The organism is Psychrobacter sp. H7-1 (assembly GCF_904846585.1).
In the GTDB taxonomy this organism is placed as follows: domain Bacteria; phylum Pseudomonadota; class Gammaproteobacteria; order Pseudomonadales; family Moraxellaceae; genus Psychrobacter; species Psychrobacter raelei.
The window spans coordinates 1-818 of the sequence record NZ_CAJHBH010000107.1 but is presented as its reverse complement, the minus strand read 5'-3'; the positions used below and the strand labels follow the sequence as shown (position 1 = coordinate 818).

Genomic DNA, 818 nt, shown 5'->3' with positions numbered 1-818 from the left:
TAGGGCGTGTTGAACATTCATAATTTGAGCCAGATATAAGCGCAAGCGAGAGCGACTGTATTTTCATAACTCTGCTTGAGCTTATCAAATCTGGTGGCAACCGCCCTATACTGCTTTAACTTGGCAAAAGCATTTTCTACTAAGTGTCGTACTTTATACAAGTCCCAGTCCATATGGTCGTTAGAAGACTTAGTGTTTCGTTTTCGAGGGATGTTATCATGCGTCCCGGCTTGTTCAATATGCGCTCGTAGTGCATCAGAATCATAGCCTTTATCCGCACATAAAACCTCTGTATTGCTCAAATTAACTTTGTCTATTAAATCAGGTGCGACTTTAGCATCGTGGGTCGTACCATCTGACAAGATAAAGGTGATAGGATTGCCATGAGCATCTACTGCCAAGTGAATCTTGGTCGCGCGTCCTGCCACACTTTTACTAATGGATTGTAGGTTCTCATTGCCACCACTGCTGTGCTGATGCGCCTTGATATGAGTACCATCAATGAAGACCCACTCAAGATCTGCGTCTTTGATTAATAAAGCAAACAGCGTAATCAGCTTATTACTACGAAACCAGCGCTGGTAAGCTTTATAGATGGTATTAGGCTTGCCAAAACACTCGGGTAAGTCGCGCCAAGGACAGCCAACACGCATGCGATAAAGTACGCCTTCAACCGTTTGTCTAAGATTTTCTTTGTCATAGATATTAAGTTCTAGTAATATAGGTTTCAGTCTTGTCCAGTGTTCATCTTTGAGCATAGTGCGAGGCATAGCGAACGATATCTTTTTTGTGTGAGAACTTAAAGATTAACCGTTCGC

At 42.5% G+C, this 818-nt stretch carries 1 protein-coding gene; it reads right to left on the bottom strand.

The annotated features are described in order from the left end of the window. Window positions 1-17 precede the first annotated feature (17 nt). Window positions 18-770 carry an IS5 family transposase gene (locus JMX92_RS13385; protein WP_201546162.1) on the bottom strand — a complete coding sequence of 251 codons (753 nt, stop codon included), beginning with the start codon at window positions 768-770 and terminating at the stop codon, window positions 18-20. Window positions 771-818: the final 48 nt, after the last annotated feature.